This window comes from Haemophilus influenzae (genome assembly GCF_900475755.1).
GTDB lineage: Bacteria > Pseudomonadota > Gammaproteobacteria > Enterobacterales > Pasteurellaceae > Haemophilus > Haemophilus influenzae_D.
The window spans coordinates 1,059,162-1,085,312 of record NZ_LS483411.1 but is presented as its reverse complement, the minus strand read 5'-3'; the positions used below and the strand labels follow the sequence as shown (position 1 = coordinate 1,085,312).

General features: G+C 37.9%; 24 protein-coding genes and 1 tRNA gene. 9 read left to right on the top strand and 16 right to left on the bottom strand.

Features of this window, described 5'->3' with window-relative positions; genetic code table 11:
- Window positions 1-28 precede the first annotated feature (28 nt).
- On the top strand, window positions 29-1,504 hold the full coding sequence (locus DQN24_RS05375) for a leucyl aminopeptidase (protein ID WP_021035399.1): 1,476 nt from the start codon (window positions 29-31) through the stop codon (window positions 1,502-1,504).
- A gap of 36 nt (window positions 1,505-1,540) precedes the next feature.
- Here DQN24_RS05375 and DQN24_RS05370 read toward each other — a convergent pair whose 3' ends face one another.
- From DQN24_RS05370 to rsgA, 9 genes are all read right to left on the bottom strand, one after another.
- A complete protein-coding gene (locus DQN24_RS05370) occupies window positions 1,541-3,568 on the bottom strand; it encodes a BCCT family transporter (protein ID WP_041175356.1) in 2,028 nt (675 codons plus the stop codon).
- A gap of 265 nt (window positions 3,569-3,833) precedes the next feature.
- Window positions 3,834-5,189 carry a quorum sensing histidine kinase QseC gene (qseC, locus tag DQN24_RS05365; RefSeq protein ID WP_021035401.1) on the bottom strand — a complete coding sequence of 452 codons (1,356 nt, stop codon included), beginning with the start codon at window positions 5,187-5,189 and terminating at the stop codon, window positions 3,834-3,836.
- The gene (locus DQN24_RS05360; protein WP_014550655.1) at window positions 5,186-5,851 is read right to left on the bottom strand and encodes a response regulator; all 666 of its coding nucleotides are present in this window, start codon (window positions 5,849-5,851) and stop codon (window positions 5,186-5,188) included. The genes qseC and DQN24_RS05360 overlap by 4 nt, the downstream gene beginning before the upstream one ends.
- 63 nt (window positions 5,852-5,914) lie before the next feature.
- Entirely contained in the window at window positions 5,915-6,280 is a 366-nt protein-coding gene (locus DQN24_RS05355) for a YgiW/YdeI family stress tolerance OB fold protein (RefSeq protein WP_005688032.1), read from the bottom strand.
- Between the two features lie 114 nt (window positions 6,281-6,394).
- Window positions 6,395-6,490, bottom strand: a complete 96-nt coding sequence (locus DQN24_RS05350; protein ID WP_005688034.1) for a hypothetical protein — start codon at window positions 6,488-6,490, stop codon at window positions 6,395-6,397.
- A 137-nt stretch (window positions 6,491-6,627) separates the two neighbouring features.
- The gene (gene crr / locus DQN24_RS05345; RefSeq protein WP_005688036.1) at window positions 6,628-7,128 is read right to left on the bottom strand and encodes a PTS glucose transporter subunit IIA; all 501 of its coding nucleotides are present in this window, start codon (window positions 7,126-7,128) and stop codon (window positions 6,628-6,630) included.
- A 59-nt stretch (window positions 7,129-7,187) separates the two neighbouring features.
- Window positions 7,188-8,915 carry a phosphoenolpyruvate-protein phosphotransferase PtsI gene (ptsI, locus tag DQN24_RS05340; protein ID WP_011272760.1) on the bottom strand — a complete coding sequence of 576 codons (1,728 nt, stop codon included), beginning with the start codon at window positions 8,913-8,915 and terminating at the stop codon, window positions 7,188-7,190.
- A 79-nt stretch (window positions 8,916-8,994) separates the two neighbouring features.
- The gene (gene ptsH / locus DQN24_RS05335) at window positions 8,995-9,252 is read right to left on the bottom strand and encodes a phosphocarrier protein Hpr (RefSeq protein WP_005654341.1); all 258 of its coding nucleotides are present in this window, start codon (window positions 9,250-9,252) and stop codon (window positions 8,995-8,997) included.
- Window positions 9,253-9,410: 158 nt separating this feature from the next.
- A complete protein-coding gene (gene rsgA, locus DQN24_RS05330) occupies window positions 9,411-10,451 on the bottom strand; it encodes a small ribosomal subunit biogenesis GTPase RsgA (RefSeq protein WP_021035402.1) in 1,041 nt (346 codons plus the stop codon).
- Window positions 10,452-10,521: 70 nt separating this feature from the next.
- Between rsgA and orn the strand changes: the two genes are divergently transcribed.
- Both orn and DQN24_RS05320 read left to right on the top strand, forming a co-directional pair.
- Window positions 10,522-11,070 (top strand): oligoribonuclease, encoded by a 549-nt coding sequence (gene orn, locus DQN24_RS05325; protein WP_021035403.1) that lies wholly within the window; start codon window positions 10,522-10,524, stop codon window positions 11,068-11,070.
- Window positions 11,071-11,163: 93 nt separating this feature from the next.
- Window positions 11,164-11,239, top strand: a tRNA-Gly gene (locus DQN24_RS05320).
- Window positions 11,240-11,366: 127 nt separating this feature from the next.
- Here the strand turns inward: DQN24_RS05320 and wecA are convergent.
- Window positions 11,367-12,434 carry a UDP-N-acetylglucosamine--undecaprenyl-phosphate N-acetylglucosaminephosphotransferase gene (gene wecA / locus DQN24_RS05315; RefSeq protein WP_111695495.1) on the bottom strand — a complete coding sequence of 356 codons (1,068 nt, stop codon included), beginning with the start codon at window positions 12,432-12,434 and terminating at the stop codon, window positions 11,367-11,369.
- A gap of 523 nt (window positions 12,435-12,957) precedes the next feature.
- Between wecA and DQN24_RS09090 the strand changes: the two genes are divergently transcribed.
- Complete coding sequence (locus DQN24_RS09090) at window positions 12,958-13,122, top strand: tetratricopeptide repeat protein (RefSeq protein WP_231902247.1); 165 nt, start codon at window positions 12,958-12,960, stop codon at window positions 13,120-13,122.
- Between the two features lie 101 nt (window positions 13,123-13,223).
- Here the strand turns inward: DQN24_RS09090 and glnD are convergent, their stop codons facing one another.
- The gene (glnD, locus tag DQN24_RS05305; protein WP_021035406.1) at window positions 13,224-15,815 is read right to left on the bottom strand and encodes a bifunctional uridylyltransferase/uridylyl-removing protein GlnD; all 2,592 of its coding nucleotides are present in this window, start codon (window positions 15,813-15,815) and stop codon (window positions 13,224-13,226) included.
- Window positions 15,816-15,907: 92 nt separating this feature from the next.
- Window positions 15,908-16,714, bottom strand: a complete 807-nt coding sequence (gene map / locus DQN24_RS05300) for a type I methionyl aminopeptidase (protein WP_021035407.1) — start codon at window positions 16,712-16,714, stop codon at window positions 15,908-15,910.
- Window positions 16,715-16,850: 136 nt separating this feature from the next.
- On the opposite strand from map, the gene erpA reads away from it, so the two are divergent.
- The 5 genes from erpA to argG all read left to right on the top strand — a co-directional run bounded on the left by erpA (window position 16,851) and on the right by argG (window position 22,454).
- The gene (erpA, locus tag DQN24_RS05295; protein ID WP_021035408.1) at window positions 16,851-17,195 is read left to right on the top strand and encodes an iron-sulfur cluster insertion protein ErpA; all 345 of its coding nucleotides are present in this window, start codon (window positions 16,851-16,853) and stop codon (window positions 17,193-17,195) included.
- Between the two features lies 1 nt (window position 17,196).
- Entirely contained in the window at window positions 17,197-17,550 is a 354-nt protein-coding gene (locus tag DQN24_RS05290) for a YacL family protein (protein WP_021035409.1), read from the top strand.
- Window positions 17,551-17,556: 6 nt separating this feature from the next.
- A complete protein-coding gene (mrcB, locus tag DQN24_RS05285) occupies window positions 17,557-19,905 on the top strand; it encodes a penicillin-binding protein 1B (protein ID WP_050949442.1) in 2,349 nt (782 codons plus the stop codon).
- Window positions 19,906-20,070: 165 nt separating this feature from the next.
- A complete protein-coding gene (locus tag DQN24_RS05280; protein ID WP_021035411.1) occupies window positions 20,071-20,943 on the top strand; it encodes a phosphoribosylaminoimidazolesuccinocarboxamide synthase in 873 nt (290 codons plus the stop codon).
- A gap of 176 nt (window positions 20,944-21,119) precedes the next feature.
- Window positions 21,120-22,454, top strand: a complete 1,335-nt coding sequence (gene argG, locus DQN24_RS05275; protein WP_021035412.1) for an argininosuccinate synthase — start codon at window positions 21,120-21,122, stop codon at window positions 22,452-22,454.
- Window positions 22,455-22,534: 80 nt separating this feature from the next.
- On the opposite strand, the gene DQN24_RS05270 is transcribed toward argG, so the two are convergent.
- From DQN24_RS05270 to pxpB, 4 genes are read right to left on the bottom strand one after another with little or no spacing between them, the layout of a single operon-like run.
- Window positions 22,535-23,728 carry an NRAMP family divalent metal transporter gene (locus tag DQN24_RS05270; protein WP_111695494.1) on the bottom strand — a complete coding sequence of 398 codons (1,194 nt, stop codon included), beginning with the start codon at window positions 23,726-23,728 and terminating at the stop codon, window positions 22,535-22,537.
- 43 nt (window positions 23,729-23,771) lie between these two features.
- Window positions 23,772-24,509, bottom strand: coding sequence for a 5-oxoprolinase subunit PxpA (gene pxpA, locus DQN24_RS05265; RefSeq protein ID WP_021035414.1), 738 nt, complete (start codon window positions 24,507-24,509; stop codon window positions 23,772-23,774).
- Window positions 24,496-25,425, bottom strand: a complete 930-nt coding sequence (locus DQN24_RS05260) for a 5-oxoprolinase/urea amidolyase family protein (RefSeq protein ID WP_021035415.1) — start codon at window positions 25,423-25,425, stop codon at window positions 24,496-24,498. The genes pxpA and DQN24_RS05260 overlap by 14 nt, the downstream gene beginning before the upstream one ends.
- Window positions 25,422-26,063, bottom strand: a complete 642-nt coding sequence (pxpB, locus tag DQN24_RS05255; RefSeq protein ID WP_021035416.1) for a 5-oxoprolinase subunit PxpB — start codon at window positions 26,061-26,063, stop codon at window positions 25,422-25,424. The genes DQN24_RS05260 and pxpB overlap by 4 nt, the downstream gene beginning before the upstream one ends.
- Window positions 26,064-26,151: the final 88 nt, after the last annotated feature.

The window sequence follows — 26,151 nt, the reverse complement described above, 5'->3', positions numbered from 1 at the left end:
GAATTAAACAGAAATTTAAGGACAACAAATGAAATATCAAGCAAAAAATACCGCACTTTCTCAAACCACTGATTGCATTGTTTTAGGCGTCTATGAAAATAATGAATTTTCAAAAAGTTTTAATGAAATCGATCAATTAACCCAAGACTATTTAAACGATTTAGTGAAATCAGGTGAGCTAACTGGAAAATTAGCCCAAATCGTTTTACTTCGTGATCTTCAAGGTTTATCTGCTAAACGCGTATTAATCGTTGGCTGTGGCAAAAAAGGAGAACTCACGGAGCGTCAATATAAACAAATCATCCAAGCTGTATTAAAAACGCTAAAAGAAACCAACACGCGTGAAGTTGTTTCTTATTTAACTGAAATTGAATTAAAAGATCGCGATCTTTATTGGAATATCCGCTTTGCCATTGAAACGATTGAACACACCAATTATCAATTTGATCATTTCAAATCTCAAAAAACGGAAGCCTCTGTTTTAGAATCTTTCATCTTTAATACGGATTGTGATCAAGCACAACAAGCCATTGCTCACGCCAATGCCATTAGCTCAGGCATAAAAGCAGCACGCGACATCGCAAATATGCCACCCAATATCTGCAACCCCGCTTATCTTGCTGAGCAAGCAAAAAATTTAGCCGAAAATTCTACCGCACTTTCATTAAAAGTTGTGGATGAAGAAGAAATGGCAAAACTTGGAATGAATGCTTATCTTGCCGTCTCAAAAGGCTCTGAAAACCGTGCTTATATGTCTATTTTGACCCTCAATAATGCACCAGATAAAAACGCAAAACCCATTGTACTTGTCGGCAAAGGATTAACCTTTGATGCAGGCGGTATTTCACTTAAACCTGCCGCAGATATGGATGAAATGAAATATGATATGTGCGGTGCAGCTTCTGTTTTCGGCACAATGAAAGCCATTGCAGAGTTGAATTTGCCATTAAACGTTATTGGTGTTTTAGCTGGTTGCGAAAATCTGCCTGATGGCAATGCTTATCGCCCAGGCGATATTCTTAACACTATGAATGGTTTAACCGTAGAAGTACTCAACACCGATGCAGAAGGTCGCTTAGTCCTTTGTGATGCCCTTACTTATGTTGAACGTTTTGAACCTGAGCTTGTTATTGATGTTGCAACCTTAACGGGGGCTTGTGTGGTTGCCCTTGGGCAACACAATAGCGGATTAGTTTCTACAGATAACGCTCTTGCCAATGCACTACTCCAAGCCTCAACAGAAACTACTGACAAAGCGTGGCGTTTACCATTAAGCGAAGAATATCAAGAGCAACTGAAATCGCCTTTCGCCGACCTTGCCAATATTGGGGGTCGCTGGGGTGGCGCAATTACTGCCGGTGCATTTTTGTCTAACTTCACGAAAAAATATCGCTGGGCACATTTAGACATTGCAGGTACGGCTTGGTTACAAGGCGCAAATAAAGGTGCAACAGGTCGCCCTGTTTCGCTATTAACCCAATTTTTGATTAATCAGGTTAAATAACCAAAAAACGAGGCACACGTTGCACCTTTAAATCGATTACTCTGCTAGTTCGGTTTGCTCGTGTGCCATTAGTTCCTGACCCACATCATCAAGCAAACTTAAATAACGTTCATATTGTTTCAACATATCAGCAATCAATTCATCTTGATCCATATATTGAACATCGTAACCTACTCGTCCATCAAAAAAATAAGCGTAAGGTTCATAAGTAGTGCTATGCTGAATGTGCGGTAAATTTTCATCGTTAATTAATTGCTCTGACACTTCTCGCCCAACAGATTTAATACCATACATAAAATCTCTCATTGATTCTTTATGAATTACCAATTCCAAAGCTGGCTCTTCTTGTTCAAATAATCTGTTGATTTCTACACTTAAATTATATTTTCCTGTTAATTCTTGACGTAATTCTCGCATAGCGGGTAACGCCGTATTTTTAAGAAAACGTAAAATATCTTTCTCTTGCGTTTGGTTCATCATTTGCTCTAAATGTGATTTCCATTTATCGCCGCTCCAGAAAATGCTAGTTGGATTGACTTTAGTAGAAAAATATTTTTTATCCGCAATTAAGCCTTTCCATAAACTAAAACACATTACCAACATTAATAAAGCAAAAGGCAAGGCAACAATTAATGTCATTGTTTGCAAATTAGCAAGTCCACCAGACTGCATAAGCACAATTGCAACAACAGACATTAAAGTTCCCCACATTATGGCTTGCCACGCAGGCGAAGCTAAACTTTTATCACGAGATGCAATGTTATTTAACACATAAATGCCTGAATCCGCTGAAGTGATAAAAAACAATGAAATCACTAATAAACTCACAAAGCCTGTTACTGTTGGCAAAGGCAGATAATTTAAAAATTTAAATAATAAAATTTCTGGGGAAGAAATAAATTCGCCAAGCCCGCCCGCAGCAATGCCATCATTTAGCCATACTGCTGTATTACCAAAAACAGTAAACCATAAAATACCAAATAAACTTGGAATAACTAATACACCAAAAATAAATTCACGGATAGTTCGTCCTTTAGAAATACGGGCAATAAATAAACCCACAAACGGCGCCCAAGAACACCACCAAGCCCAATAAAGCACAGTCCATCCACTAAACCAGCTAGTATGTTCTTGTTCATAAGCATAGGTTTTAAAACTGAGTTGCACTAAATTGCTGAAATAATTCCCCATATTATCGCTAAATGCAGATAAAAGGTATAACGTAGGTCCTGCAACTAAAACAAAGAGAAGTAAACAAAATGCTAAAGTTAAGTTAATTTCACTTAATATTTTCACGCCTTTTCCAACACCAGAAATAGCAGAAAACACCGCTAAACACATCACCACAACAATAACGCCAACTTGTAAAGCAAAGCTGTTCTGGCTTATCCAACCTATTTGTTCAAGTCCTGCACCAAGCTGTGATGAACCGAAACCTAATGTAGTAATAATCCCAAACAATGTGGCAAGTAATGCCATAACATCAATCGCATCGCCGATTTTGCCATTAATACGATCTTTTAATAAAGGATAAAAACAAGAGCGCAACGCTAAAGGTAATTTATAACGAAACCCAAAATAAGCTAATGCTAAAGCAATGGTGCCATATACTGCCCAAGCGTGAATGCCCCAGTGGAACAGAGTATGAAGTAAAGCCTCTTGTTGTTTATGTTCTGCAGAACCTGCTGTAATGTCAGAAAGATAATGGGTTAATGGTTCTGCTACGCCAAAAAACATCAGCCCAACTCCCATTCCAGCGGCAAATAACATCGCAAGCCAAGATAAGAAACTAAATTCAGGTTCTTCTTCATCCTGCCCTAGTTTTATATTGCCAAGACTACTGACTGATAAAATTAATAAAAATCCTAAAAACACTGAAAAAGTGAGTACATAAAACCAACTAAAATTAGCAAAAATACCACTTTTAGCTTGATTCAATAATGCCTGTGTTTGCTCTGGCGCAATAAAAATCATTGCCATCAGTAACAGCACAAAAAATAATGTAACGCCAATTACCAAAGGATTAAATGACGTTCTCTTTGTCATAAATTGAGATAAAGACAAACTTTTCCCCTTAACGATTAAGTGAATAGATTTAATAAAAATTGCCTAGAGGCAAAAATGTGTAATGGAACCACTACAAAGGACAGCACATAGAAGTGCGATTTTGAAGGAAACGTTCAGTAGGAATTGAAGGATTGTTTCCAAAAACTTGTGTATATTAACAAAATACAGTCATTATTTCAAATTAGTGAAAGCTAAAGTGAAAAGTGCGGTAAAATTTACAAAATAATTTACCGCACAAATATCATTTATTTTAAAGCCATTTCTACAAAGATATTATTGCTTTTAAACCAATTCTTCTCCCCTCTTTTACAACGTTTTCTAACCACACTTTAAATCCGTGCAATTCAGCAATTCGCATAACAATAGAAAGCCCCAAGCCACTTCCCTTTTCATTTTGCCCAGCTGGGCGATAAAAACGCTGACCAAGTTTTTTCAAATCTTCAGGCTCAACGCCGCCACCATTATCTTCAATAATAATCTGAGAAGATGCAATTTTTACTGAAACGGTTGTTTCTTCTGGACAATATTTAATGGCATTGTCGAGTAAATTTCTAAGCATCAATGAAACTAAAATTGATTGCCCTTGTTTTTGCTTTGGTTCAGATTCTTTCTCAAAAACCAAGGTAATTTTACGTTTTTCTGCCACAAAATAACGCTCAGAAATTAATGATTGAACAATGGCTTCCCAATCAAGCGGCTGTAGTGTTTCTAAGGCTTGCAAATTATCCAAACGAGAGAGCGTTAATAATTGTTCAATCAATTGCGAAGCCCGATCAATGCCTTGCGTTAAATGGATAAGGGCTTGCTCACGCAAAGACGCATCATCATTTGCGAGTTGTGCAACTTCAGTTTGAATACGCAATGCCGCCAATGGACTACGCAATTCGTGAGCTGCATCAGAAGTAAAACGGCGTTCTCGTTGCAACATAGCTGAAGTGCGGTCAAAAAATTGATTTAAATTTTTTACTAAGGGTAAAATCTCAACGGGTAGCCCCTCCGTATTCAGCAATGACACATCGCCAGATTTTCTCCTTTGCACTTCTTGGCTTAAACGTTTAATCGGTCGAAGTTCTTTATGAATCAACCATCCTAAAACAATGATCAAAATAGGCAAACTGGCAAACCAAATCCACATTTGCCCAAAAATCATTTCTTCAATTAAATCTTCACGGTAATCTAATTCTTGCCCTACTGCGATAAATAATTCTCCATTAGCTGCCGTACGCCAAAAAATTCGCCATTTATCGTCATCATCATAAATATTCTCGTTATAAAACCCCGTTTTATAATTAAAAATAAAATCCTTTCCATTTCGCCCATCACTAAATAAAAGTTTCCCTGTTTTAGAAAAAATAGCAAAGGCTAAGGCATCATCGTCATAACTTTTTTTTAATGCCGACTGTGAATTTTTATCTAGCTTTGTGCTAGATTCCAACAAAATAGCACTTAAATCAGAATTAGCGAGCCGTTCGGCAAAGAGAACTTGTTGTGCATCAAAAACTTTATTCACATCGTGACGTACTTGCCACCAAGCCATAAGCGTAGAACCAAACCAAACTAAAAGTGCGGTTAAAGAAAGCACGGAAATAAGACGCAAAGTGAGACTTCTATTTTTCATTTTTCAACTTGTCCCAGCGCATAACCAACACCGTGTACTGTTCGAATAAATTGTTTCCCCAATTTTTGGCGTAAATTATAAATATGCACATCCAATGCGCCACTGCTAATTTCTTCATCCCAACTGGATAATTTTTCTTCAATCGATGTGCGAGACAACACCCGATCTTTATTCAACATAAATAATTCTAATAATTTATATTCACGGCTTGTTAAAGAAATGGGTTGATTATTCAGCCAAACGGAACGTTGATTCTGATCGAGCTTAACCCCAGACTGTTCTATCACAGAATGATGATGTCCATAACGACGACGAATAAGGGCTTGTAAACGTGCGGCGACTTCAGCCAAAGCAAAAGGCTTGCAAAGATAATCATCTGCACCACTTTGTAAACCTTTAACTCGTTCATCTAAAGTATCACGAGCAGTCAAAATTAATACGGGAACATCTTGATGATTAGATCGCCATTGTTGCAATACATCTAATCCATCAAGTTTAGGCAAGGTTAAATCCAATACCACCGCATCATAAGGCGCAGAGGTTAAAGCAGCCATTCCTGTTTTTCCATCGGTAAACCAATCCACCGCAAAACCAAGTTTAGTTAAACCAATCTGCAACCCATTGCCGATTAGATTATCGTCTTCTATCAATAAAATTCTCATAAAAAATTGACCGCACTTTATAAACAAAAATAGCGAGCTAACGCCCGCTATCTTCAAAGATAATTATTCTGCTTTTTCAACGCGCAATACATCAAGTTCTGCTTTCTCAAAGGCTTCGTTATCCAATTTTCCATAAATTTTCACTTTATCCTTTGAATCTACGTTTAAACCATTCCAAACGCGTTTTTTGATTTCAATCTTGATTTGCCCTGTCCCATCAGTAAACCAAAATTCATCGTCATCAATTTGTTGTGTAATATTACCCACCAAAGTAATCATTGAATTATCAGCCGCAGATAAAGCTTGTTTTACGCTAATTGCAGCAGGGGCTGTTTGTTGAAAACCACCTTGACTATTATTGCCATTAAAACCAGCAAATGCTGAAGTGGTTGCTAATGCGAAGATTGTTGCTAATGCAAATTTTTTCATGACGTTTCCTTTTTAAGTTAGTTAATTTCAAGCACCATTGCTTGGATGTGTGTATTAAAACAAATAAATCTTAATAAAAAATTAAGAGGACTATACTTTTTCTAAAAGACTTTATCAAGGCAATTTTGCGACCACTGCATAGCCTTCAATTAAGCCATCCACTTCATAAGAAGCATTTGCAGTAATAAAAGCAGCCTCACCTTGTTTCAATGAAAGTGCGGTCGTTTCTGAGCGTAAAACTACCCCAATGGGGTCGCATTTAAATTAGCCTAGGGTATGCTTACCCTAGGTAACTAAAATAAATAAAAAATCCGCACAAAGGCGGACTTTTTTTTATCGTAAACAAATTATTTCTTTAAGGCTAATACTACTGATTCTCCAGCCACTACTTCGCCTGATTTTTTTACGATACAAGAAATTTCATCCATATTTGAAATTACGATTGGTGTTAAGACAGATTTTGCTTTTGATTCTAATAAAGGAAGATCAAATTCAATCACGGTATCACCACGCTTAATAGATTGACCTTCTTGTGCAATACGAGTAAAGCCTTCGCCTTTCAACTCAACAGTATCAATACCAAAGTGTACAAATAATTCTACGCCTTCTTTTGATTCCATTGAAAAAGCGTGATTGGTTTCAAAAATTTTACCAATCACACCATCCACTGGCGCAACGATTTTGTTACCAATAGGACGAACAGCAACACCATCGCCAACGATTTTTTCAGAGAAAACCACATCAGGAACATCTTCAATATTAACGATCTCGCCAGAGATCGGTGCATAAATTTCAACTTCCACAGATTTGTTTTCTTTTGAACCAAATAACTTGTCAAATAAGCCCATTTTAATCTCCTATCCATTCAAGATGGCTGCTATTTTAACGTAAAATCAAATACTTTTGTTTAATTTAATGAATTTTCCAGCAAAAATTCTTCAATTAATTGATCAATTTCTGCAGCGGTCGGTTTTTGTAATGCGGCATCAGCAAGCGCTTTTGCATCTTGGAAATTTACATTACGGATTAATTTTTTAATGCGAGGTACAGAAATCGCACTCATGCTAAATTCATCTAATCCCATACCAAGTAACAATAAAGTCGCGCGTTCATCCCCTGCTAATTCCCCACACATTCCCGTCCATTTTCCTTCTGTGTGAGAGGCATCAATCACTTGTTTAATTAAACCAAGCACAGAAGGGTGCATTGGATTATAAAGATGGGAAATAAACTCATTACCGCGATCTACAGCCAAAGTATATTGAGTTAAATCATTAGTTCCGATACTAAAGAAATCTACTTCTTTTGCTAAAAATTTTGCATTTACCGCCGCAGAGGGAGTTTCAACCATGACACCCACTTGTATGTTATTATCAAAAACTCTCCCTTCTTCACGTAATTCCGCCTTTAATGTTTCAATAACCGCTTTTAATTCTCGAATTTCTTCTACCGAAATAATCATCGGGAACATCACTGCCAATTTACCAAAAGCTGAAGCACGCAATACCGCACGTAATTGTGCATTTAAAATTTCACGACGATCTAACGCAATGCGAATTGCACGCCATCCCAAGAATGGATTCATTTCTTTTGGTAAATCTAAATATGAAAGCTCTTTATCGCCGCCAATATCCATCGTACGAAGCACAGTTAAGCGTCCGTTCATTGCTTCTACCACTTGTTTATAGGCAATAAATTGTTCTTCTTCTGTGGGAAGCTGTTCACGATCCATAAATAAAAATTCAGTTCGGTATAGCCCAATCCCTTCCGCTCCATTACGTTCTGCGCCGTCACAATCACGAATCGTCCCGATATTCGCGACGATATCAACCTTATGTCCATCCAATGTAATAGCTGGAAGATCTTTTAATTTAGCTAACTCTGCTTTTTCCTCAGAAATTTTCGCTTCAAGTGCTTTTAATTCATCAATTTGAGATGCCGTTGGATTAATATAAACTTGATTATTTATCGCATCTAAAATTAAGTAATCGCCCGTATTGACTAATTTAGTCACTTTATTTGTGCCGACAATCGCTGGCAATTCTAAAGAACGTGCCATAATCGAAGTATGGGAAGTTCTGCCACCAATATCAGTGACAACCCCTAATACTTTTTCGAGATTAAGTTGGGCGGTTTCTGAGGGAGTCAGATCATAAGCAACAAGAATAGATTCTTCCTGAATATCGCCAAGATCAACAATGTGCATGCCCAAAATATTTTTAACTAAACGGTTAGCAATATCCCGAATATCGCCTGCACGTTCTTTCAAATATTCATCATCAATTTCAGATAACATTGTCACTTGTTGATCTAAAATTTTACTCGCTGCAACCCCTGCATTCACTTTATTTGAACGAAGATAATCAAGAATTTCTTCTTCTAATTCTTCATCCTCAAGAATCATCAAGTGACCTTCAAAGATTGCGGCTTTTTCTTCGCCTAAAGAAATTAATGCACGTTCTCTAATTGAATTAAGTTGTTCTACCGCCGCAGCACGCCCTTCATAAAATCGAGCAACTTCTTCATCAATTTGATCATCTGTAATTTTTTGCGTATCAAGAACAATCTTTTCTTCTTTAAGAACAAGTGCCTTACCAAAGGCAATACCTGGGGATGCGAGAATGCCAGAAATCATAGATACCTTCCGAAACAATTAACAAAGTAATAAATAAACAATAGCCATAAAATTTCACAATTTTATGGCTAAGTAAGAATTATTCTAAAGTAGGAATTAACGCAACTAAATGTTCAACTGCCTGTTGCTCGTCTTCTCCATCAGCAGAAATGGTAAGTATTGTTCCCTGCGTTAAAGCTAATGTTTGCAACTTAAACAAGCTCTTTGCACTTGCACTTTTTCCCCCAGAGGTTACTGTAATTTCAGAAGAAAATGCTTTCGCTTCTTTCACAAATTGTGCAGCAGGGCGCGTGTGTAAACCGTTTGGCGCAATAATTTCCACATCTTTTGAATACATAATGCTACCTCGACTAATCAATGATTAAAAATATAAAACCAGAAAGTTGCCCTAGTATCCTTTTTCAAAACAAAATAATCAAGAATAAACACCAAAAAGCCCTAATTAAATCATAAAAATAAGCTAAATAGCTTATTTATTATTCACAATCTCAATCGTTAAACTACTGAAAAATGACGTTGTGATTTTGTTTCACTTAAACTTTCAATTAATCGATGATAATTATCATAACGAACAGGCGAAATTTTCCCTTGCTCAACGGCTTCACGTAACGCACACCCTGGATCGCTCAAATGTTTGCAATCACGGAATTTACAGGTGCCTAATACATATTGAAATTCTCGATAGCCTTTTGTGATTTGCTCCGCATCTAAATGCCAAAGCCCAAATTCTCTAATTCCGGGCGAATCAATTAAATTACCGCCTTGTGGCAAATGGTAAAGACGTGACGATGTCGTAGTATGCTGCCCTAACCCTGATGTTTCGCTCACATCCCCTACTTGAGCGTTTACGCTAGGCAAAATATGATTAATTAAACTCGATTTACCAACACCAGATTGCCCAACAAAAATCGCCGTGCCTTGTGCCAAAAGTGCGGTCAATTTTTCCATATTTTCACCGCTCTTTGCTGAAATCATTAAAATTTCATAGCCAATATCTTGGTAAATTTTAAGTTGTTCTTCAATTTCTTGACGCTGTTCCTGCGTCAATAAATCCACTTTATTCAAAACAATGAGAGGCGTAATTCCCGCAATTTCACACACAACAAGATAACGATCGATAATATTTAAGGAAAGCGTTGGCAATACTGCTGATACAATAATAATACGATCAATATTCGCCACGATGGGTTTCAAACCATCATAATAATCAGGGCGGGAAATTTCATTTTCTCGAGGGTGAATCGCCTCAATCACGCCGCTCACACCTTGTAATTGTTCATTACCTTTACGCCAAACAACTTTATCTCCCACCACCAAACTCGACAAAGTACGACGCAAATTACAACGATAAATTTTGCCTTGTTCATTTTCAACATCTGCGTGAATAGAATAACGTGTGACCACAACGCCTTCTTGCGGTTCGCCCAACATTTCATCTGACCATTCAATGTCTTTTTTCTTATGGCGATGTAATGTTTTCGCATTATTCGATTGAATTCTTCTGGTTTGGTTTTGAGTTAATTTACGTTTAGCCATAAAAGTGCGGTCGTTTTTTCCCTTGTTTTTGGTAAAATGAAAAAAATTTTTGCATAGGATACCTGATATTATGCCATTCGATAAACAAAATCTTATTTGGATTGATTTAGAAATGACCGGTTTAGATCCAGAAAAAGAACGTATTATTGAAATTGCGACTATTGTGACAGATAAAAATTTGAATATTTTGGCAGAGGGCCCAGTATTGGCTGTTCATCAGTCTGATGAATTACTCAATAAAATGAATGATTGGTGCCAAAAAACTCACAGTGAAAACGGCTTAATTGAACGCGTAAAAGCCAGTAAACTTACCGAACGTGCAGCAGAATTACAAACCTTAGACTTTTTAAAAAAATGGGTGCCGAAAGGTGCATCGCCAATTTGCGGTAACAGCATTGCCCAAGATAAACGCTTCTTAGTGAAATATATGCCTGATTTAGCCGATTATTTTCATTATCGCTATTTAGATGTAAGCACATTAAAAGAACTTGCAGCGCATTGGAAACCTGAAATTTTAGAAGGCTTTAAAAAAGAAAATACCCATTTGGCGCTTGATGACATTCGAGAATCCATTAAAGAGCTGGCTTATTATCGCGAACATTTCATAAAATTAGATTGATGAAAACTTCAACAAAAAATTGCTTTTTATGAAATTGCCCTTGCAAGCCCTAAAAATATTTGTATAATACCACCCCATTCACTGATGTGAACTGCGGGAATAGCTCAGTTGGTAGAGCACAACCTTGCCAAGGTTGGGGTCGCGAGTTCGAGCCTCGTTTCCCGCTCCAGATTTCAATCCCTAGCCAAAAGGCTGGGGACTTTTTCTATCTACAAAACATATCGCCCAAACTCTAAAGTGCGGTGAATTTTCTCAAAAAATAAAGGCTTGTGATTTAATAACACAAGCCTTTATTTTTATGCTTTTTTCAACCGTTTTGCACGGCGTTTCATTCTTCTGACCCAACGGGTAATTCGCCACGCACGCGTAATTGAATAGACATAAAGGAAAAATAAAATGAAAAAGCCGACAAACATCGCCCATTCATTCACATAATAAATTTCCCCTAAAATACCGATAGTTGCACAAACTGCCGAAACAAGCGTAATCAATAAAAAGGCTTGTCTTGATGTTAAACCTGCTCTCACCATTAAATGATGAACGTGTAAACGATCTGGGCGGAATGGACTTTTGCCTTTACGTACACGGCTATAAATAATCGCAACCATATCAATCAAAGGAATCGCAATGATCCAAAGTGCGGTTACTGGATTCATAGGATGCCCTTTTCCTTGCGTACTCAATAACAAAATCCAAATAATGGTAAAACCAATTAATGTACTCCCCGCATCGCCCATAAACACCTTATATTTCGGTCCAAATGGAATCCCTAGATTTAGCATCAAATAAGGTAAAATCGACAGGATTAAAGCAAAGCTCCAATGTGCCATATCCATTTGCCCATCTCGATACATTAAAATACCAATTGCCGCAAAAGAAACGCAAGAAAGCCCACCAAGCAATCCATCTATACCATCAATCATATTAAAGGCATTAATAATCGCAATAGTGGCAAATACAGTGATAATCAGCCCAATAGAACCTAGCGTTAATTGGAAAGGCCCTAAAATTTGACCAAGATGATCGAGATAAATATTGCCTAGATCGATCATTAAAATCGCCAATATCGCTTGAATGCCTGCTCTTAAAAAAGGGCTAATATCAAAGCGATCATCTAAAATCCCAATCGCCAATAAAACAAAAATACTGAACAAATAGAGATACGGTAATCGAAGCTGATCCCATTCCATCAGGTAATAGCAAAGATTACCAACAAAAAGCGATACGCCACCGATTAGCGGAATTGTGCCTTGGTGACGTTTACGATAGTTTGGCTTATCGACTAATCCAATCCAATTGGCAACGGGTCGCATCACAATCAATGTTAAAAACGAGCCAAGAAAAGTAACAAAAATACTCAACATAATGTGATCCTAAAAATTTTTTGCAAAGGATAACATAAGGCAAATTTACCTAGAAATATATTTTTCAAGAAGCCCTATTTTTCACTTTAACGCCACTGTTTTTATATTTAAATTTAACAGCTCCCCCCAAGTAGTTTATAAGGACATCAAATATAATTTGTTTAGTACAACAAGAAAGATATCAACCTTATGAATAGCTACACATATTGCCTTATTTAAACGTTAAAAAATCAAGAAAGTGTTTCAGTTAGGTTATAAATTCAAAGTATAATGACGACTCGTTTTTAGTTTGACAATTCAGTAGATACTAAAAATATATTGCCAAACAAAAATTTTGGCGTCTTCTATAAATCAATCTAGAGATTATTATATGAAACTGACAAAAACATTTCTCACTAGCGCATTGTTAGCTACTTCAATTTTTTCTGTTCAATCTACGGCTTAGGCAGATACGCCAGAACAGAAATTTCAACAAGGCTTGGAAGCTGCTAATAAAGGAGACTATCAAACTGCCCTCAAACTTTTGCAACCTTTAGCTGCACAGGGACATGCAAAGGCTCAATTTAATTTGGGGACGATGTATCACAATGGAGAAGGTGTTAAACGTGACCTTTCAAAAGCTAAAGAATGGCTCCGTAAGGCTTGTGATAAGGATAATAAAAAGGCTCGTGATACTTTAAAAATGTAGCGAAATCATTTTGAAATTAGGACGCTGAAAGCGTCCTTTTTTGTAGAAAATCAGACCTAATCTTCTACAACGAATATATCATCGTAAAACTATACTATTAGTTAGTTAATTTCTTTCACAAGAATTTGTTTTAATATTTCCCTTTCCTCTCTTGCAAGTGCTTGCCCAAATTGGTTCGTCAAAATAAAAAAATCCTCGGTTTTTTCGCCCACCGTGGTAATTTTTGCATTCAATAAATTGAGATTTAACTCAGTGAAAATCTGGCTAACTTGGGCTAATAACCCTGGTTTATCCAAGGCAACCAGTTCCATTTCAGTATGCTCTTTTTTGTTTTCGTGTAAAAAACGCACGTCGGTTTGCACAGTAAAATGTTGAAGCTGACGATTCGGCGTAATAGAAAGTGCGGATAATTTTTCACTTTGAAGGGCTAATGTGAGTGCTTGCTCTAGTTCTCGGCGACGATCAAATTCTACTAATTCTCCGTTAAGTTCTGTGATGATAAAGCTATCAAAAACATAACCGTCTTGTGTTGTAATAATCTGAGCATCGTGGATACTGAATTTTTTTGCTCCAATGGTACTCACGACTTTATTAAATAAGTGCGGTTGATCTTGGCAATAAATAAACACTTCCGTGCCACCAAGTGAAAAGCGATTACTAATTTTCACTAATAATGCCTCAACTAAATCCACCAGCAAACTTGTATGCCATGCGATTTGTTTTGGCGTATTACGCACAAAATAATCTTCAGGGCAACGCTCCCATAATTGCTCAATCGCGATTAGTGTAATATTGGAATAATCCTGCGTTAAAATTTGTTGTGCAAGTTTTCGATTTTCTGCCGATTTTTCTGAATAATCAAGCAATTCTTTCATACCTTGTGCAAATTGCTGTTCAGTAAATTCATATAAAGAGGCAAAAAGCGAACGTTTCCAGCTATTCCATAAATTACCATTGGTTGCACAAATATCCGCCACCGTTAAACAAGTGAGATAATCTAATCGAACTTGATTTTGCACGGCTTCCGCAAAATTCATGATGACTTCAGGATCATGAATATCACGACGTTGCGCAGTAATTGACATCAGCAAATGGGATTTTACGAGCCAAGCAAGGGTGTCAATTTCTCGACGATCTAAACCATGTAATTGCGCAAAATCTGCAACATCCACAGCACCAAGTTCTGCGTGATCACCGCCCCGCCCTTTTGCAATATCGTGGAATAACGCCGCAATATAAAGCAAAGTGCGGTCAGAAAGTTGGCTAAAAATTCGATGGGCAATGGGATGTTCTTTCGCACTTTCCTGTGACAGAAAACTTTCCAATTTCAACATCACGCGTAATGTATGCTCATCCACCGTATAAATATGGAACAAATCAAATTGCATTAAGCCCTCAATGGCTTGCCATTGGGGAAGATACGCAGTTAATACACCATATTGGTGCATCGGCATAAACGCACGCTTAATTGCATTGGGTTGATTAAATAAACGTAAAAACTTTTCACGAGCCGCAGGAATTTCACATAATTTTTGTGGTAATTGCTCTAAGGAAATTTGTAATTGACGCAAGGTATCAGAATGAATATTAGCCTGTTCGTACTGCGTTAAATAAAAGAATAGATCTAAAATTCGCGCTGGTTTTTCTTGAAAAACACGGCTATTACGCAAACATAAGCATTGGTTAATCAGTTGGAAATCATCGTCTAACTGCTCAATCACAGTAGCCTGATTTGATGAAAGCACATTTTCTCGATAATGCTGAATCAACAAATTACTAATCAGCGAAATGCGGTGCAATGCTTGGAAAAAACATTTCATCATTTTTTCCACAGCTTGATTGCCATCCCCTCGAAAACCTAACAATTCACTGACTTTAATTTGGCGATCAAACAACAGACGATTATCGTAACGTTTCAAAATCAAATGCAAAGCGAACCGCACTTTAAATAAAAAAGCACGACTTTCTTGTAGTTGCTGATATTCTTGAGGATAAATAAAACCACTTTGTAAAATGGCCTCAAGAGTCAGCGCCCCCGAATGGCGCAACGCCACCCAATACAACAAATGCAAATCACGCAAACCGCCTGGGCTGAACTTAATATCTGGCTCAAGGTTATAAGCCGTATTGTGATAACGCTGATAACGTTCTATTTGCTCTTGCACTTTGGCATTAAAAAAATCTTCTTTCGACCAAAAATCAGCACGTTTTACCAATTCATTTAGCGCATCAAAGTGCGGTCGATTTCCAATGAGAAATCTGGCTTCTAATAAATTAGTGGCAATCGTAATATCTTGTTTTCCTTCCAATTCGCATTGTTGTAAGGTTCGGACGCTATGTCCCACCTCAAAGCCACAATCCCATAAAAATTGGATAAATTGGGTAATCTTTTCTTCAATTTCTGGGATTGGTGTTTGCTCGACCAAAATTAAAAAATCTAAATCCGACAAAGGAAACATCTCACGCCGTCCATAACCGCCCACCGTAATTAAAGAAATCCCCAGTTGTTCACTTAATCCCATTTCCTGCCAAAGTTGAATCAATAAGGCATCATAAAAATCACTGCGATTTTCAATCAGCTCAAAAATGGAATAACGAGAAAAATTCTCAAGCTCAAATTGCTTGAGATTTTCTCGCTCAATTTTGACCGCACTTGGCGTTAAAGGAGAAGATAGTGTCGGAGAAAACAGCATTTTGATTGCCCTTTAGTGGTTAGAAGTGGCTTTATTATAAAGAAAAACAAAAAGGGCGTATATCTACGCCCCTACTTACAATTTAATGTCAATTACATATTAATCATAATCCGTGAAATTCGACCTTCTGCAATTTCTTCATCACGAATAGTCATCACTTCACAACCACTTTCCGTGACAACAAGTTGATGTTCATATTGTGCTGAATGACTACGATCTTTGGTTTTTACTGTCCAACCATCTCCCATCACACGCACTTCTTTTTTACCTGCGTTAATCATTGGTTCAATGGTAAACACCATTCCGGGTTTTAAAATCACACCGCCATCATCTGCGTAATAATGCAATACTTGAGGTTCGCAGTGAAATTCTGTACCAACGCCGTGTCCGCAATATTCACGCACAACACTGAAAGTCTGGCTTTCCGTATATTTTTGCACGGCTTTACCTATTTCATTTAAACGAATATTGGGTTTTACAGTGCGTATCCCAACATATAATGCCTCTTGTGCGGCTTCCACTAACTTTTTACTACGAATATTCGTTTCGCCGCCCACGATATACATTTTTGAGTTATCGCCAAAATAACCGTCTTTAATTACGGTAACATCAATATTCACAATATCGCCATTTTTAAGCACTTTATCGTCACTTGGAATACCGTGACAAACGACTTCGTTAATGGAAATACAGGTTGCCTTTGGGAAACCGTGATAATTCAAACAGGCGGAAATAACCTTTTGTTCATTTACCATATATTCGTGACAAATGCGATCAAGCTCGCCTGTGGTTACGCCTGCTTTTACGTAAGGTTCAATCATCACAAGCACATCGGAAGCCAATTTACATGCCTCGCGTAATTTTACAATTTCTTTTTCAGTTCTAATTGGAATAGCCATTTTTATCTCACTTTTTTGAAAAAAACTTTGCGAGATTATAGCACGATTTCTAGGAAAAAACTGGATTACACTTGAATGGAGTAAAGGGTTATTAGATAATGGCAGGATTGAAATTTTAGGAAAGTAGGAAATAGTTATGATAGATGATATTGCAGTGCCACTGACATTTACTGATGCAGCAGCAAATAAAGTAAAAAGTTTAATCAGCGAAGAAGAAAATACTAATTTGAAATTACGCGTGTATATCACAGGGGGGGGGTGCAGCGGTTTCCAATATGGTTTTACCTTTGATGAAAAAGTCAATGACGGCGATTTAACCATTGAAAAATCAGGTGTTCAACTTGTGATTGACCCGATGAGTTTACAATATTTAATCGGCGGTACAGTCGATTATACTGAGGGTTTAGAGGGTTCACGCTTTACTGTAAATAATCCAAATGCCACCAGCACTTGTGGCTGTGGTTCATCCTTTAGTATCTAAGATGGATTTCCAATTTACACATTATCAAGGCAATGTATCCGTAAAATGTTCAATGGAACACATTGCCCTTGCTAACTGGTTCAATACAGAAGTGCGGTCAAATTCAGACAAGATTTTAACCGCACTTTCCTCTGCAAAATCACTTATTGAAAATCAAGAAAAAATCTTAATCGGTGCGGAATATACGTTATTTTTAAATGCTGATGAAGTAATGGTGCGCGCCAACAATCTCGCCATTGAATCAGATGAAATTTTAGAACAAGATTTCCACTATTATGATGAAGAAAGCCTTGCTTTTTGCGGTACGCAAGATTTTATTCATTTTCTCCAATCTTATGTTGATTTTATTGCTTAACTCACTATGACTTCTCAACACTCCGCTAAAAAATCATCGAAAAACACGCCAAAAAATAACCGCACTTTTAAAGGTTTTTTACTGAAATTTAGTTTCACTGTGCTTGTCTTAACGATTTTTTACGGCGGTTATCTCGATTGGCAAATTCGTTCTAAAATGGATGGACAAATTTGGCATTTGCCTGCGGAAGTTTATAGTCGATTAGAAAGTGTGAAAATTGCCGATAATCTCGCTTTTGATGAAGTCATTCAAATTTTATTAGATAACGAATATCGCCAAACCACAATGGTTGCCGCCCCTGGCGATTTCAAGTTAGAAGATGATAGCATTGTAGTGCTTCGCCGTGCTTTTCCTTTCCCCGATAAAGCAGAACCACAACGAGTTTTACGTTTGCGTTTTAGCAATAATAAGTTATCTCGCATTGAAGATTTAGTCACAGTCAAAACTGTTGATGAATTTCGTCTTGCACCAAAATTGATTGCGATGTTGCAATCAGACAACGAAGATCGTTTAGCTATTCCTTTACAAAATTATCCCCGTTTATTAATTGATACATTAATTTTAACGGAAGATCGCCGCTTTTATGAACATAATGGCATTAATCCAGTGGGGATTTTACGCGCATTAATTGCCAATATTCGTGCAGGTCAAACGGTACAGGGCGGCAGTACGCTCACTCAACAATTAGTCAAAAATTTATTTTTATCACGTGAACGCACCATTACACGCAAAGCCAACGAAGCCTTGATGTCATTGGTGTTAGATTGGCGTTACGATAAAAACCGCATTCTCGAAACCTATCTCAATGAAATTTATCTCGGACAAAATGGCGATACGCAAATTCACGGTTTTGAATTAGCCAGCCAATTTTATTTTGGTCGTTCGATTCGTGAAATTAGCTTAGATCAAATTGCCCTTTTAGTGGGGATGGTCAAAGGGCCTTCACTTTATAATCCGTGGCGAAATCCGCAAAACGCCCTCGAACGTCGCAACATTGTTTTAAAGCTAATGCTTGAGCATAAAATGATCGGCGATGAACTTTATCAATTATTAAGTCAGCGACCTTTAGGTGTGCAAAAGAAAGGGCAAATCTCGCGTAAATACCCTGCATTTATTCAAACTTTACAGGCAGATTTACGCCGTGAACTGGGCGAACACAAAATGTCGAGCTTACTTGGTGCACGTATTTTTTCCACAATGGATTTAAAACAACAAGCCCAAGCAGAAAATGCAGTGGTCAATACCGTTTCGCAATTACAACTGAAAACGAAAAATCCCCATTTAGAAAGTGCAATGATTATAACGGATTATCGCACAGGCGAAATTCGTGCCGTGGTTGGCGGTTTACAAACCCAATATGCAGGCTTTAATCGTGCATTAATGGCAAAACGTCAGATTGGTTCTTTAGTAAAACCTTCTATTTATTTGACCGCACTTTCTAATCCAGAACAGTTCCGTTTAAATACCCTAATTAATAACCAGCCAATTACGATTAATGTTAAAGGTAGCCCACCTTGGCAGCCACGCAACTATGACAAAAAATATAGCGGTTCGGTAATGTTAATGGATGCCTTAGCCCGTTCTTTAAATATTCCGACAGTGAATATTGGAATGAAAGTCGGCTTGAGTAAAGTTATTGACACACAAAAAGCGATGGGCTGGGATAATGTAGAAATTCCTAAAGTGCCTGCGATGTTACTCGGTTCTTATACCATCTCGCCTTATGATGTCACAAAACTTTATCAAACTATTGCCAATCAAGGGGGGCGAATTTCGCTCACAACCGTAGATAGCATTACTGATCGTCAAGGTAACCTAATTTTTCAACACGATAAAAGCGTAAAACAAGTGGTGCCACAAGAAGCGGCATTCCAAACATTATTTGCAATGCAACAAACTGTTGAACGAGGCACTGCACGTAGTTTGCAAAAAGATTACGCAGATTTACATTTAGCAGGCAAAACAGGCACAACCAATGAAGCTCGCGATACGTGGTTTGTGGGAATTGACGGAAAAAATATCAGCACAGTTTGGCTTGGTCGCGATGATAATGGCGAAACAAAACTGACTGGTGCTTCTGGCGCATTGCAAATTTATAAAGATTATTTAAACCGTACGAATATTGAAAAATTAGCAATTACGCCTCCTGCAACAGTGAAATGGGTGGGGATAAATCAATACGGTGGCTGGGATTGTGAGAGTTATCGAACAATTCCTGTTTGGCTAAATAATGGTCAGAATTTCTGTGGCGAAATAGCATCTCCGTCTTTTACGCCAACTGAAGCAGAAACAACTACACCACCACAAGAAAGCCTGTGGGACGTATTGGATAATCCCAATCCACCCGCTCAATAATTAATAGGATTTACTGAATTTCCAATAATAAACATTTTACCCCCTATACTTCCCCTGAAATTTCAGGGAATTTTTATTTCTTTTTAAAAATAGCAAACGTTTGCTTTATTTGCGTTAAAAGTGCGGTATAATATTCGCCAGTTTTTTTCATACAGGTGCAAAAGGATGACACAACAATCCCTCACGCTAAGTCTAAAAAAAATCTATTCAGGTAAAGTACGTGATCTCTATGAAATCGATGATAAACGCATGCTAATGGTTGCTTCTGATCGCTTATCTGCCTTTGATGTTATTTTAGATGATCCCATTCCACGAAAAGGCGAAATTCTCACGCAAATTTCCAATTTTTGGTTTAATAAACTTGCTCACATTATGCCCAATCATTTCACTGGCGACAGCGTTTATGATGTACTACCCAAAGAAGAAGCGGATTTAATCAAAGATCGTGCCGTCGTGTGTAAACGTTTAACCCCGATTAAAATTGAATCTATTGTACGTGGCTATTTAACTGGCAGTGGTTTAAAAGATTACAAACAAACAGGCACGATTTGCGGTTTAAAATTACCTGAAAACTTAGTTGAGGCCAGCAAATTACCCGAAGCTATTTTCACACCATCAAGCAAAGAAGAAGTTGGTAATCACGATATAAATATCAGCTATACAGAATGTGAAAAACTTATCGGCTCTGATTTAGCCGCACAAGTAAAAGAAAAAGCTATTGCACTTTATACCACGGCTGCAGAATATGCACTGACTAAAGGAATTATTATTTGCGACACAAAATTTGAATTTGGTTTAGATGAAAATGGCACGCTCACTTTAATGGACGAAGTATTAACGCCAGATTCTAGCCGTTTTTGGTCTGTGGATACTTACCAAGCAGGAACAAATCCTCCATCATTCGATAAACAATTTGTACGCGATTGGTTAGAAAATAGCGGCTGGAATAAACAAGCCCCCGCACCAAAAGTGCCAGAAAATATTATTCAGAAAACCGTTGATAAATATCAAGAAGCACTGGATTTATTAACAAAATAGAGATCAAAATCCCTGCTTTTTACAGCAGGGATTTTTATGCATTATTACAAATAAAGATTTTTAGCCTTAATGCATAAAATACTAGACAAACAGGAAAAGTGCGGTTATATTTTATCGATTTTTTATTCACAAAAATCGATTATTTATTCAATCCTAATTATTAGTAAGGAAAATATATGTCAAATACTATTTTACAGAGCTTACCTAAAGGTCAAAAAGTGGGAATCGCTTTCTCTGGCGGCTTAGATACCAGTGCAGCATTACTTTGGATGCGTCAAAAAGGTGCTGTACCTTATGCCTACACTGCCAATTTAGGGCAACCCGATGAAGACGATTACAACGCAATCCCTAAAAAAGCAATGGCGTATGGTGCAGAAAATGCGCGCTTAATTGATTGCCGTGCACAACTTGCTCACGAGGGTATTGCCGCAATTCAATGTGGCGCATTCCATATTTCGACAGGCGGCATTCCCTACTTTAACACCACACCGCTTGGTCGCGCAGTAACAGGCACAATGCTCGTTGCAGCAATGAAAGAAGATGATGTAAACATTTGGGGCGACGGCTCAACTTTCAAAGGGAATGATATTGAGCGTTTCTATCGTTATGGTTTATTAACGAACCCGAATTTAAAAATCTATAAACCTTGGTTGGATGCACAATTTATTGAAGAACTTGGCGGTCGTTTAGAAATGTCTCAATTCCTTATTGAAAATGGTTTTGACTACAAAATGTCTGTTGAAAAAGCCTATTCCACTGATTCCAATATGCTCGGTGCAACCCACGAAGCAAAAGACTTAGAACAATTAAGCACAGGAATGAAAATTGTGAAACCAATTATGGGGGTCGCATTTTGGGATGAAAAGGTAGAAATTAAACCTGAAACAGTCACAGTTACTTTTGAAGAAGGCGTCCCTGTGGCATTAAACGGCAAATATTTTGATAATGCAGTTGATATTATTCTAGAAGCCAATCGTATTGGTGGGCGTCACGGTTTAGGAATGTCTGACCAAATCGAAAACCGTATTATTGAAGCCAAATCTCGTGGTATTTATGAAGCACCGGGGATGGCATTATTGCATATTGCTTACGAACGTTTAGTCACAGGTATTCACAATGAAGATACCATCGAACAATATCGTATTAATGGCATCCGTTTAGGTCGTTTATTATATCAAGGTCGTTGGTTTGATCCGCAAGCATTAATGCTGCGTGAAACAGCTCAACGTTGGGTGGCAAAAGCAATTACAGGCACAGTAACCCTTGAACTTCGTCGTGGTAACGACTTAACTATCTTAAATACCGAATCAGCAAACTTAACCTACGAAGCAGAGCGTTTAAGTATGGAAAAAGTGGAAGATGCGCCATTTGATCCTATTGATCGTATCGGTCAATTAACAATGCGTAATTTAGATGTGTCTGATACCCGAGGTAAACTTGGTATCTATGCGCAAACAGGTTTATTAAACGCAGTTAAAGATTCCGTATTGCCACAATTAGGCAAAAAATAAATCATAAAATAAAATCTGCATTTCAATGATTGATTATTTAACATCACTTTGAAATGCAGATCCTTTCACAAAAATAGTAGTTAGCTAAAAAAACTAGAAATATAAGAAATAATCGTTTTTCCACTTAATATTGCCATAATAATCACAACAAACCAGCCTGAAAAAGCTAAAAAAACAGGGTGTTTATAAGTGCCAACAATATCGCTTCGATAAGCGGCTAACAAAATTAATGCCAATGCAATCGGCAGTATTAAGCCATTTAATGTTCCCACAAAAACTAATACCGCAGCAGGTTTTCCCACTGTGACTAAAACAACGGTAGAAATCACAATAAAGGCAATAATCCAACGATTACGATTGCGTTCAATAGTTGGACAAAGGGTCGTTAAGAAAGAAACTGAAGTATAAGCCGCACCAATAACCGATGTAATAGACGCTGCCCAAATAACTACCCCAAATAACACTTGACCAAAATTGCCTGCTACATATTCAAAAGGCGTTTCAGCTGGATTTTTAGGATTAAGAGACACACCTTTTGACACCACGCCAAGTACCGCAAGAAATAATACAATACGCATCGTTGAAGCAATTAAAATGGCTGAAACAGAACTACGGCTCACTTCAGCTATTGCTTTTTCGCCTTGAATGCCAGCATCTAATAAGCGATGCGCGCCTGCAAAAGTAATATAACCACCTACGGTTCCCCCCACTAATGTGACAATAGCAATGGGATCAATTTGTTCTGGAATAAAGGAATGATATGCCGCTTCAGCCACAGGCGGTTCAGTTTTAAACATTACATAAAACGTGAGTGCGACCATAATAAAGCCCATTAATTGTGCAAAACGATCCATTAATAAGCCCGCTTCTTTACGCAAAAAAATCAAAATAGCAATAATACCGCTAATCACTGCACCTATTTCTGGTGCTATGCCAAAAATAGAATTTAAACCAAGCCCCGCACCGCCAACATTACCAATGTTAAAAGCCAGTCCGCCCATCACAATCAGCGCAGCAAGAAAATACCCTGCTTTCGGAAAAACCGCATTAGAAATATCTTGCGCGCGTTTGCCAGACACAATAACAATTCGCCAAATATTAAGTTGAGCACCAATATCTAACAAAATTGATAATAAAATAACAAAGCCAAAACTCGATAATAAAGTATTTGTAAAGGTTGCGGTTTGAGTTAAAAACCCGGGCCCAATGGCGGATGTCGCCATTAAGAAAGCCGCCCCTAAAACCGCATTTCGTCTGTGAGTAATTGATGCCATAAAGCACCTCCATTGTTAAGTTGATGTTATGTGTTTATTCGGCTTATGCCGTTATTTTGATATGATTTTTTTCTAATTCTTCCACAATGCGTTTAGCAAATTGCAAAGAATGTTGATTATCGCCGTGTAAGCAAATACTTTCTGCTTTTACAGGCACGAGGCTTCCATCAATGGCATTGACTTGCCCCTTTGTTACCATTTGTAACACTTGTTGAATAGCTTCCTTATCAGATTTTACCATTGCATTTGGTTGAGAACGAGGCACTAAACTCCCATCAGGCATATAATGTCGATCGGCAAACACTTCAGAAATAGTTTGCAGCCCTTCTTCCTCTGCGATACGCAACATTAAACTACCCGCTAACCCCATTAATTTCAAATTCGGATCAAATTGATAAACAGTTTGTGCAATTACACGCGCTATTTTTTCATCTTTTGCCGCTTGGTTATATAACGCACCGTGAGGCTTAACATAACTAATTACCGCCCCCTCGCCATCACAAATTGCTTTTAAGGCGCCTAATTGATAACGCAAATGTGCGATTAATTCCTGTGAAGACAACGCCATTGCCGTACGACCAAAATTTTCTCGATCAGGAAAACTAGGGTGCGCACCAATACGCACCTTATTTTCTTTCGCAAATTTGACCGCACTTTGCATTTCCTTTGCGCCCCCAGCGTGTAAGCCACAGGCAATATTTGCAGAAGAAAGCAACTGCAACAAACTTTCATCAAAAGGAAAACCCTCTGCAATATCTGCATTTAAATCAATTTTTTTCATCAACAATTCTCCTAATTTGATCAAGGTATATTTCATTTTTACGGCGTAATTTAGCCGCCTCTTGTAAGCTAACCGCTTCAAATTTAATCGTTGAACCTAAACGCACCTGTGCCAAAGCCCCAAGATCGGCATCAATCACATTAGCAATTTTAGGATAACCGCCTGTGGTTTGTGCATCCGCCATCAAAATAATAGGCTGACCACTTGGTGGAACTTGCACACTACCAAACTGAATGGCGTGAGATAGCATTTCCAACGGCTGCTTTAATTCTAATGTCTGACCTTGAAAACGATACCCCATACGATCACTATTACTTTGCAACGTCCATTCATTTCGCCACCAATAATACTGGGATTTTCGTTTAAACGCCTGATATTCAGAAGATGGCAAAGCACGAATAACATCACTAAGCGGAATGGGCGCAACACCAATTTCGCTACGCAAAATATGATCATTTGCCGTTTGTAGCTGATCGCCTGTCTGCAAACAACGTCCCTCAATACCCCCTATTTTCGCTCTCAAATCCGTACTACAAGAATTCAATGCTTGAGGCAAAACAAAACCGCCTTGAACACATAAATAACCATACATTCCAATTTTTGCACGAGTCATTTTTAATATTTGACCGGCACGTGCTTGATAACGCCAATAAGCAAAAACAGGCTTATCATCTAACGTCATTTCATAAAAAGCACCAGTCACACAAAAATTCATATCTTGCTGAAATTGCAATGTAATGCCGCCTAAAGGCACTTCAATAACAGGAACATTCTCTGCATTGCCCAATAAAATATTGCCTGCACGTAAGGCTAATTTATCCATTGCCCCACAATGGCTAATACCAAATCGGCGTAAACCAAAACGTCCTAAATCTTGAATAGTCGCACGGGATTGCACATCAAGCACATCAATCATAGTTCAATCCCCTCCACAATAAATTTCACAGTATCGCCAGCTTGTAATAAGGTTGGTTGCACTTGATTTTTATCAAAAAGTGCTTGCTTAGTATAACCGATCAACTGCCACCCACCTGGCGAAGAAAAAGGATAAATCCCCGTTTGCACACCACCAATACCAACAGAACCAGCAGGAACAACCGTTCTTGGCGTGGCACGGCGTGGCGTGTGTAAGTTTTCAGGTAAACCACCCAAATAAGGAAAGCCTGCTTGGAAACCAATCATATACACAGTATAAATAGGCTCACTGTGCATCTGAATAATCCGCTCTGGTGTTGTCTGATGAAATTTCGCTACATCAGATAAATCCTGACCTCGCTCTCCCCCATAAATAACAGGAATTTCAATATGGCGTCCTTGAAAATCCGATACTTTCAATTCAGCCCAAAGTTGTTCTAAACGTTGCACAAGCGGCTTAAAATCTACGAAAAAATCGGTAAAAACCGTAAGATTATTCATTCCCAAGACAACTTCTACAATATCTTGTTCTGATTGCAATTGACGAGCCAACGCCCATAATTGGCGTTGTTGTTGAATGGAAGCTGGGGGTGGCAAAGAGCAAACCACCGCCGACTCACTGATCGGAACGATATTCATAATATACCCTTTATATGATGTTATGTAATTTGTTATTTTTTTGTTACAGATCTCTTTTAAAGGATATTTATAGGTTTTGTCAAGTCTT

Bases quoted from the DNA above. Each gene is read 5' to 3' on its own strand.
- DQN24_RS05375 (WP_021035399.1), top strand. From the start codon at position 29: ATGAAATATCAAGCAAAAAATACCGCACTTTCTCAAACCACTGATTGC.
- qseC (WP_021035401.1), bottom strand. From the start codon at position 5,189: ATGAAAAATAGAAGTCTCACTTTGCGTCTTATTTCCGTGCTTTCTTTA.
- DQN24_RS05360 (WP_014550655.1), bottom strand. From the start codon at position 5,851: ATGAGAATTTTATTGATAGAAGACGATAATCTAATCGGCAATGGGTTG.
- DQN24_RS05355 (WP_005688032.1), bottom strand. From the start codon at position 6,280: ATGAAAAAATTTGCATTAGCAACAATCTTCGCATTAGCAACCACTTCA.
- crr (WP_005688036.1), bottom strand. From the start codon at position 7,128: ATGGGCTTATTTGACAAGTTATTTGGTTCAAAAGAAAACAAATCTGTG.
- ptsI (WP_011272760.1), bottom strand. From the start codon at position 8,915: ATGATTTCTGGCATTCTCGCATCCCCAGGTATTGCCTTTGGTAAGGCA.
- ptsH (WP_005654341.1), bottom strand. From the start codon at position 9,252: ATGTATTCAAAAGATGTGGAAATTATTGCGCCAAACGGTTTACACACG.
- rsgA (WP_021035402.1), bottom strand. From the start codon at position 10,451: ATGGCTAAACGTAAATTAACTCAAAACCAAACCAGAAGAATTCAATCG.
- orn (WP_021035403.1), top strand. From the start codon at position 10,522: ATGCCATTCGATAAACAAAATCTTATTTGGATTGATTTAGAAATGACC.
- wecA (WP_111695495.1), bottom strand. From the start codon at position 12,434: ATGTTGAGTATTTTTGTTACTTTTCTTGGCTCGTTTTTAACATTGATT.
- glnD (WP_021035406.1), bottom strand. From the start codon at position 15,815: ATGCTGTTTTCTCCGACACTATCTTCTCCTTTAACGCCAAGTGCGGTC.
- map (WP_021035407.1), bottom strand. From the start codon at position 16,714: ATGGCTATTCCAATTAGAACTGAAAAAGAAATTGTAAAATTACGCGAG.
- erpA (WP_021035408.1), top strand. From the start codon at position 16,851: ATGATAGATGATATTGCAGTGCCACTGACATTTACTGATGCAGCAGCA.
- DQN24_RS05290 (WP_021035409.1), top strand. From the start codon at position 17,197: ATGGATTTCCAATTTACACATTATCAAGGCAATGTATCCGTAAAATGT.
- mrcB (WP_050949442.1), top strand. From the start codon at position 17,557: ATGACTTCTCAACACTCCGCTAAAAAATCATCGAAAAACACGCCAAAA.
- DQN24_RS05280 (WP_021035411.1), top strand. From the start codon at position 20,071: ATGACACAACAATCCCTCACGCTAAGTCTAAAAAAAATCTATTCAGGT.
- argG (WP_021035412.1), top strand. From the start codon at position 21,120: ATGTCAAATACTATTTTACAGAGCTTACCTAAAGGTCAAAAAGTGGGA.
- DQN24_RS05270 (WP_111695494.1), bottom strand. From the start codon at position 23,728: ATGGCATCAATTACTCACAGACGAAATGCGGTTTTAGGGGCGGCTTTC.
- pxpA (WP_021035414.1), bottom strand. From the start codon at position 24,509: ATGAAAAAAATTGATTTAAATGCAGATATTGCAGAGGGTTTTCCTTTT.
- DQN24_RS05260 (WP_021035415.1), bottom strand. From the start codon at position 25,425: ATGATTGATGTGCTTGATGTGCAATCCCGTGCGACTATTCAAGATTTA.
- pxpB (WP_021035416.1), bottom strand. From the start codon at position 26,063: ATGAATATCGTTCCGATCAGTGAGTCGGCGGTGGTTTGCTCTTTGCCA.